Annotated in this window: 6 protein-coding genes; 1 reads left to right on the top strand and 5 read right to left on the bottom strand. The window is 54.4% G+C overall.

Going from position 1 to position 6968, the window contains the following annotated elements; translation table 11 throughout:
* Together D6783_04625 and D6783_04620 are read right to left on the bottom strand one after the other, a co-directional pair.
* Positions 1 to 2840, bottom strand: a 2840-nt coding sequence (locus D6783_04625) for a hypothetical protein (protein ID RME52473.1), incomplete at its 3' end; no start/stop codon positions are given.
* A 182-nt stretch (positions 2841 to 3022) separates the two neighbouring features.
* Complete coding sequence (locus D6783_04620; protein RME52472.1) at positions 3023 to 4021, bottom strand: tyrosine--tRNA ligase; 999 nt, start codon at positions 4019 to 4021, stop codon at positions 3023 to 3025.
* Positions 4022 to 4185: 164 nt separating this feature from the next.
* Here D6783_04620 and D6783_04615 point away from each other — a divergent pair, with 164 nt between their 5' ends.
* Complete coding sequence (locus D6783_04615) at positions 4186 to 5337, top strand: hypothetical protein (GenBank protein RME52471.1); 1152 nt, start codon at positions 4186 to 4188, stop codon at positions 5335 to 5337.
* A gap of 74 nt (positions 5338 to 5411) precedes the next feature.
* Here the strand turns inward: D6783_04615 and D6783_04610 are convergent, their stop codons facing one another.
* The 3 genes from D6783_04610 to D6783_04600 all read right to left on the bottom strand — a co-directional run bounded on the left by D6783_04610 (position 5412) and on the right by D6783_04600 (position 6906).
* Entirely contained in the window at positions 5412 to 5966 is a 555-nt protein-coding gene (locus D6783_04610; protein ID RME52470.1) for a hypothetical protein, read from the bottom strand.
* A gap of 113 nt (positions 5967 to 6079) precedes the next feature.
* Positions 6080 to 6541, bottom strand: a complete 462-nt coding sequence (locus D6783_04605) for a hypothetical protein (GenBank protein ID RME52469.1) — start codon at positions 6539 to 6541, stop codon at positions 6080 to 6082.
* Positions 6538 to 6906 carry a hypothetical protein gene (locus tag D6783_04600; protein RME52468.1) on the bottom strand — a complete coding sequence of 123 codons (369 nt, stop codon included), beginning with the start codon at positions 6904 to 6906 and terminating at the stop codon, positions 6538 to 6540. Before D6783_04600 ends, D6783_04605 begins: the two co-directional genes overlap by 4 nt.
* Between the last annotated feature and the right edge of the window lie 62 nt (positions 6907 to 6968).

The raw sequence follows: 6968 nt of genomic DNA, 5'->3' as shown, positions 1-6968 counted from the left end.
TTCTCATCTTCCTTGCAAACGTCGCCTTCATCAGTGGCGCCGTCGCAGTCGTCGTCGACGTTATTGCACGTCTCAGTGGTGGGCGTGGTTTGTCCGGTGCATTCGCCCCAGGTGCCGTTATGGCAGGTTTCTATGCCTTGCTCGCACGCGCCCACGTCTGAGCCGCAGAGGCGGGTCGCGTTTTCCTCGCAAGGACATCCTTCATCGACTTCTCCGTTGCAATTATTGTCCTGGCTGTCTTGGCAAAAGTTTGGCGACTCGTTCCCGGCGGTGTAGTTGCTGCCGAGGATGTCTGAGAAATGGTTGCTGGTGCATTCAACGAACGTTCCGTTTTCGCAAGCTTGCTTCGTGCCAGCGCAGATTCCTTCTTGATTGGTGCAGTCCGGCGCGACGGGAAGGAGTTCGTCGTAGCCGTCAATGATGCCGTTGCAGTTGTTGTCGACGGCATCGCATAGTTCGACGGCGGAGGGGTTGATGCTCGAGCCGTTAAGGCCGGGGTCGTCGTTGCAGTCGCCCCCGCCAGGGCAAAGCGTGGCGTCGTAGCCGTTATAACCGTCGCCGTCCTTGTCTTCGCAGTTAAGACATGCTGAGTCTGCCGAGCAGGCGGCATCGTCGCAGTCAGTGAACGTGTTGCAATCGTTGTCTTCACCGTCGCCACAAAGTTCGAGCGCTCCGGGGTAGACGTCCTTGTTGTTGTCATTGCAGTCGTTTCCTGTGGGGCAGTTGCCGCCGATTGCGTGATAGCCATCGCCGTCGTTGTCTTCGCAGACGGGACACGAAACCGTGCCGTTGCAGTTCGGGTCGGCGCAGTCTGCGAGGCCGTCGCAGTCATTGTCGAGGCCGTCGTTGCAAGTAGCTTCGATGAGGAATTCGTAGGCGGAGTTGTGTGCTTCGTAGGTTTGGAATGTGCAGGAGGGGAACGCCCCTGCCGTGCAGCTCGTGGATGCTCCTTGGCAAACGCCTTGCTGGTTGGGGCAGAGTTGCGAGAGGTCTTCGTCTACTTGAGCGTCGCAGTCGTTATCCTTGGCATCACAGCTCGCTTCGTTCGGTTCGTAGTCCTGCGAGTAGTTTGCGTAGTCGCAAGTGGACCACCCGGCAGCTCCTTGGCAGACTTGTTGCGAGCCGCTGCACACGCCGTCCTGGTTCGGGCACGGTCTGGAGTCGAGGCCGTCATCGACGCCTCCTTGGCAGTCGTTGTCGATCCCGTCGCATTGCTCCGACGCGCCGGGGTGGATGGACGCGTTTGTGTCATCACAGTCAGGCCCGGGGGAGCACCCCTCGCCGTAGCCGTCTCCATCATTGTCTACGCAGGTGGCGCATCCTTCATCGACCTGGCCGTCGCAGTCGTTGTCCTTGCTGTCGCCGCAGACTTCAGCTTGCCCGGGGTTGACTGCAGGATCGTTGTCGTTGCAGTCGTGGACAGAATAGCCCGTGCAGGTTGAAGGGTAATAGGTGTCGTTGTCTGCGTCAAATCCTTCATCAGCCGTGCCGTCGCAATCATTGTCCTTCGCGTCACAGGTAGCTTCTGATTGTTCGTATGCAGGGTCATTTGCGGCGTAGTCACACACCCAGCCGCCTCCTTGGCAGGAAGAAACCGTCCCAGCACACACGCCTTCTTGGGTGCATGAGGGGCCCCCCGTGACTCCATCGTCGATTTGGCCGTTGCAGTCGTTGTCGATCCCGTCGCATTGCTCCGACGCGCCCGGGTTTTTTTGGTCGTTGTTGTCGTCGCAATCGTTCGCGCCGAGGCATGATTGCGTCCCGGTGGGTCCGCAGACGTTTCCGCACGAAGCGACGTTGGCAACGTTTTCTTGAATGTAGCGGTCGCCGTCGTTGTCTGTGCACGTGACCGGTGGGGCGCAGGCGGGATCTGCGCTACAGTCTGCGTCGTCGCAGTCAAAAGCGCTGTCGCAGTCATCGTCCAGGCCGTTGTTGCACATGCTCGCCTCAGTGCTGCTGACTTGGAGGCAGGAGAGTGCGTAGTCGCTTTGCACCGTAGGGAGGTCGTCGCAGCGCACCCAGTAGTTGCCTTGTTGTTCTTGGCGTGTGAAGGTGCGGGTGTAGTAGTAGTATTCTTGGGTTGGGTTGAACGTCATAGGTGATGACGTGACGAAGTTGTCAAAGGAGATGTCGCAGGTTCCTTCAACGTATTCTTCGTTGCCGACGAAGGTGTAGACGGCGTAGAACGTTACGTCATCTCCTGGCTTGAGTGAAGGATTCGTGTCCGTGTCATCGTGGGTTGAGAGGTTACGCGCCGATGATGCAATGGTGACTGTTGCGTCCTTGAGCGTGAACGGTATGGATCCTTGGTCGATGTCTGAGAGGGCGACGTTTGCGAGGAACATGTTGCTGTCCCCCACGGCCGAGGTCTTGTGGGGTGCTTGAAACGTGTGGGTCGCGAGTGTTCCTGACGAGCCCGTCGCGGCGCCGGGAACGGTTCTCGTCGAGGCGACCCCTTCAAGAACGTCGCCCCTATCGTCGCCGCTGCGAAAGAAGGTGTCATCTTGGCCGTTGTTGCTCAAGTAGTCTCCTTCCGTGGTGGAGACGAGGTCAGTTCTTGATTCCACAAAGTGCAGGTCGTACTGGTAGCCGTACACATTGCCGGCGGCTCCTGCAATGAGAACATCAACGAGAATCGTGTCGCCCGGGTAGAATGGGCGGGAAAGCGTGTTGGGGTTGACGCTGATCTCCGGCGTTTGTGCGGACGCGTGTGGTGCGGACGCGATAGCTACTCCGATGAGGAGGACGAGCGCGAAGAGCGTGCTGGTAAAGCACGAGTGACGAGCAAGGCTTCTGTCGTGCTTTGCTTGTGTTATGCGAGGTTCCAACCACCTACCCATTATTTGCATCCTCTAGCCCCGCTCATTTATAAATGTTTTGGATTGTCTTCTCTTTGTTTTCTCTGCTGCTTGCTCGCCTTTATTCCTTTTGCCGCCTGTGTTGTATTGCTTGCTGCAGGCGGCACCCTCTTCGTCGGTGAGCGATCAGACGTCTTCGTGTCACGTGTTGTTGTTTGTTGTTCTTAGCTCTTCTTGCCTTGGCGTTGTGAAGACTGTTTTCGTAGCGGCCTGATAATTTCTTGAAGGTAGAGCGCGCAGGAGCGTTTCAGGTCTGCGGGGTGGACGCTCCTGTTTTCGTACGCTGCCCGCAGGTCTTCAAACGTGGCATAGGACGTGTCGCCGCCAAATTTGTCCGGGCGAGTAAGCTTAAATGCCTCCTCCTTTTTGAGGCGGGGGAAGATGATGAGTTTTGCAATGGCAAGCACAGGATTGTCCTCTGTCTTCCCCTCGGGGCAGTACGCGTTTTGGAGCTTTTTAGTGATTGCGTCATCGTCGTCGACAAGGGAAATCATGCTGGCGGCTTGGCTTGACGACATTTTTCCTTCGCGAGGGCCTTTGATGCTGGGGATGAGTTCGTGATGGATGAAGAACGGGGTTTTGTAGTTGAGGCTTGAGAGGGTTTCGAGGGCGAGCATGTGAATTTTTCGTTGTTCAATCCCGCCAAGCGCCCCGTCCACGTTGAGGTGTTTGAAGTCTGCAACTTGCATAAGGGGGTAGATAACCTGTGAAATTTTTGCGTTGGTAATGTCTCGCGCGACGGTTTGCATGCTGCGCAGGCCTCTGTTAATTGTTGTTTTTACAGCGAGAGCGAAGACGTCATCAATGTAGGGAACGGAGCGTTGGATGTCGCTTCCCTTAACGAACGTTGCTTTGCCGAGGCCTGCCGCGGTGAACACGGTTTGCCACGTGGCGGTGTGTTCTTGAATGTCTTCCCACGTTCCTTTCTGGTTAAGATACGCGTGCCAGTCCGCGAAGAGGACGATGACATCACACCCCGCATCTTGTAGGTCTACGAGTTTGGTTATAGAAACGAGGTGTCCGAGATGGACGGGTCCTGACGGTTCGTAGCCGCAGTAAATGCGTGGGCGCTCGCCTGCCGTGATCGCTTTGGAGAGCGATGCTTCGTTAATGATTTCTAGTGTGTTTCGCTTGATGAGGGTGAGGGCTTGTTCTGCATCCATTGCTTCGCTAGTACACTCCTTGTTGATTTATAAGCATTGCTGTTGGGTGCTCTGAGACGTTGAGGGTTGTTGTTCTCAGTTTGTTGCGGTTTGTTGTCTTCGTAGTGAATACGTTGTGTGTTTCGGAAACACTTTTATAGGTGCAGGCACTCGTGTGCAGTGGCATGTTCACGTTATTTTTATGGCAAGGTTGGAAAAAATTGGCCGGGCGAGTTGGCGGTGTTGTCTTGTTTTTTCTGGTTGCGCTCAGCATTGCAGGGCTTGCTTCACAGAGTGTTTTCGCCGACTGCGTGGATAGTGATGGAGATGGGTTCGGACGGCTTGGCCATACTGACTGCAAAAGCACGCTGGTTGATTGTAACGATGCGAACAGCAGAGTGTTTCCAGGAGCTCCGGAGGTGTGTGGAAACGGTGTCGACGAAGACTGTAACTGGTTCGACGCTGCGTGTGACGCTTCCTGCCAGGATGGAACGCCGGAGGGTAGTTGCAACGCCGAGTTGCTGCTCTGCTCTGGAGGCGAGCTTGTTGAGCGCTGTCAGAGTTGCGGATGCGTAGGCGATGCTGTTTGTTTTGAGGGTGTTTGCCAGTCAAAAAAAGCGCTTGAGGAGCAAGGGATTGATTGGAGCGTGTACGATGATTCTGTTATTAGTGAGGGTTTTGAGTCGTCGTGTACGCCTGAGTGGGAGTGCTCCGCGTGGTCCGCGTGTGTGAAGGGTGTGCAAACAAGATCGTGCACCGCGCGCAATGATTGTTTGGTGAGAAAGCCGGCCGAGCAACAGCCGTGCGCGTATGAGCCGCCAAAGCGCAACACAGGCCCTTTGCCTGAACCAATTCAACAACAGGAACGTTCCCGTCAGGACGAGTTGTCTTCCTTGGAGGATTTGTTGAACACGAAACAAGGCAGAGGAGAAACGGAGGAAACGGGTGCTGAAGAGGAGGAGGGGCCTTCTGCCGCGTCGCTGGAAGCATTATTGTCCCACAAAAAGAAGGAGGGCGCTACGAGCGTTGTAGAGGGTCCTGAGCGACAAGATCCTGCTCTTGTTTCTGATGAGGCCTCTGAAAAAGAGAACAGGTGGGATGCTGTTTTTTTCTTGCTCGCCTTGGGAGCTATTGCCGTCGTCGTCGGTGCGGTGGTTGCGTTGAGAATCTTGCAGGGAGGCGGTGAGCACGCGAGAGGCGGTTTTTCTTTGCAGAGTAAGATTGCTTCCTACGAGAGGCAAGGTTTTGGGCGATTGCAACTCAAGGCTGCTTTGCTCAGTGAGGGATACACGCTGGATGAGATTGAGGACGCCTTAGAGAAGCGAAGGTCGAATTGAAGAAAGACTTGTTCGCGGAGCGATTCGTGAACGCCTGTGGCGATCTGCTTAGGTGCTTGCTTCGCTTCTTCTTCTTACGTTACGGTAACCCTGCCAGGAAAGGCTTGCACGCTGAGTTGGTCGCTGGGCGGGTTGACGAACTTAACGTTTTCAAAAGCGAGTTGAGAGGTTCCTTTCTTTTTTGCTTTGAAGGTTATTGTTGCTAACGTTCCTGAGCCGCTCACGCCCGTGCCTATCTTCCCGCCGCCGCCGAGCTTAACGACGGCAAAGTTCGCAATGAGGCCTGCGGTGCTCAAGTCAGGGCCGACCTTGAACGTTTCTCCAGCGCGTTTGAGGAACTCTCCTTCTTCAACACGAACGGCTTCAAGGACTTGCGGGTCGTAGGCCAGGTTGAATTGAAATCCCGAGAGGTCGTTGAGGTTTTGTCCTTTGATTGCTATAGTGAATTGCTCGCCTTCTTTGGCTTCGTGCTCTTGTGGTTCTGGAAAGATTGCAGTGCCTTGTGGTTTGGGGAGCGCCTCTTGTGAGCAGGAAGTGAAGAAGGTTGTTGTGAGAATGAGGAGGAGCAAGAGGAGAAGTGTTTTCGCTAGGTGCGGGTTCTGGTTTCGCTTTGGTGTGAGAGTCTGCATACTCGTTCTGCCTCTTTTTTCTTTGTTTTTATAGTTTTCTTTTTTTTGCAGGCCGGAGGAACGGGCAAGGCGGAATGGCGTGTTGTTTCACCGCCTCGTTCCTTTACGTTCTTTTATAGGATTTTTCGAATTTCTTCGATGAGCGCGTCGTCTTTTGTCTTGTCGTGCTTGATGTAGATGGCTATGATGTGGCTGCTCAGGCTTTGCAGGTTCCCGATGTGGAGGTTGATGAGGCGGGTGAGGGTGAGGATGGCAATAACGCTGAGCGTCGTTCCTATCAGCTCCGCGATGGCTTGGTAGATGCTTTGGACGACGCCAAAGTAGCGAACCTTTGAGAGAATTGATGAAACGAAGGATATGTAGAGAATGAGGTAGAAGAAGTCTCGAAAAACTCTCAATGCGATGAGGCGTGCATGAACGTGCTTGAAGTGCTGGGTGAGTTGTTCGAGTTTTTCCCGGTCGTTTTTGTTCTTGATGGAGATGTGGCGATCAAGGACTTCTATGTAGAGTCGCAGCCTGCTGGTGCGCTCGAAAAGAAGTCGCAGAAAGGCTTTTTTGAGCTTGAACGGTATCATCGGGAGAGTGCGTTGCTGACAAGGCCGAAGAGGAGGAGGAGGACTCCGACGAGGGCGTACCCGAGACCGCCGCGAAGGGCGGGAATTGTTGTTGAGAGGTACTGCGCAATGCCGACAAGGAAGAAGAGGGTTCCTATGAAGATGAGGAGGAAGATGATGGATGTTTTGATAACGATGGTCGTGGTTGCCCTCACTTTTTCCTCGACAGAGTGGAGGGTGGTGTCAACGGTGTCTTTGATGTTCTGAACCGTTCCTGCCACGCCGGCGCCGAAGAGGCTTTTGAAGGCTTGACGGAGGAAGAGTTTTGTCAGCGGGTTTGCTTTTTCCTTTTTTTCTTTTTTATGCTCTGCTCGCTTCTTGTGCATACTCTGTCTGATGCGTGGGCTGGTATAAATAGATTCCGTTTTTGAGCTATTAACTTTATTGT

The sequence above is a fragment of the Candidatus Woesearchaeota archaeon genome (assembly GCA_003694805.1).
GTDB lineage: Archaea > Nanobdellota > Nanobdellia > Woesearchaeales > J110 > J110.
The sequence above is the reverse complement of the archived record's forward strand: the minus strand, read 5'-3'. Positions and strand labels throughout refer to the sequence as shown.

Bases quoted from the DNA above. Each gene is read 5' to 3' on its own strand.
- D6783_04605 (RME52469.1), bottom strand. From the start codon at position 6,541: ATGATACCGTTCAAGCTCAAAAAAGCCTTTCTGCGACTTCTTTTCGAG.
- D6783_04620 (RME52472.1), bottom strand. From the start codon at position 4,021: ATGGATGCAGAACAAGCCCTCACCCTCATCAAGCGAAACACACTAGAA.
- D6783_04600 (RME52468.1), bottom strand. From the start codon at position 6,906: ATGCACAAGAAGCGAGCAGAGCATAAAAAAGAAAAAAAGGAAAAAGCA.
- D6783_04610 (RME52470.1), bottom strand. From the start codon at position 5,966: ATGCAGACTCTCACACCAAAGCGAAACCAGAACCCGCACCTAGCGAAA.
- D6783_04615 (RME52471.1), top strand. From the start codon at position 4,186: ATGTTCACGTTATTTTTATGGCAAGGTTGGAAAAAATTGGCCGGGCGA.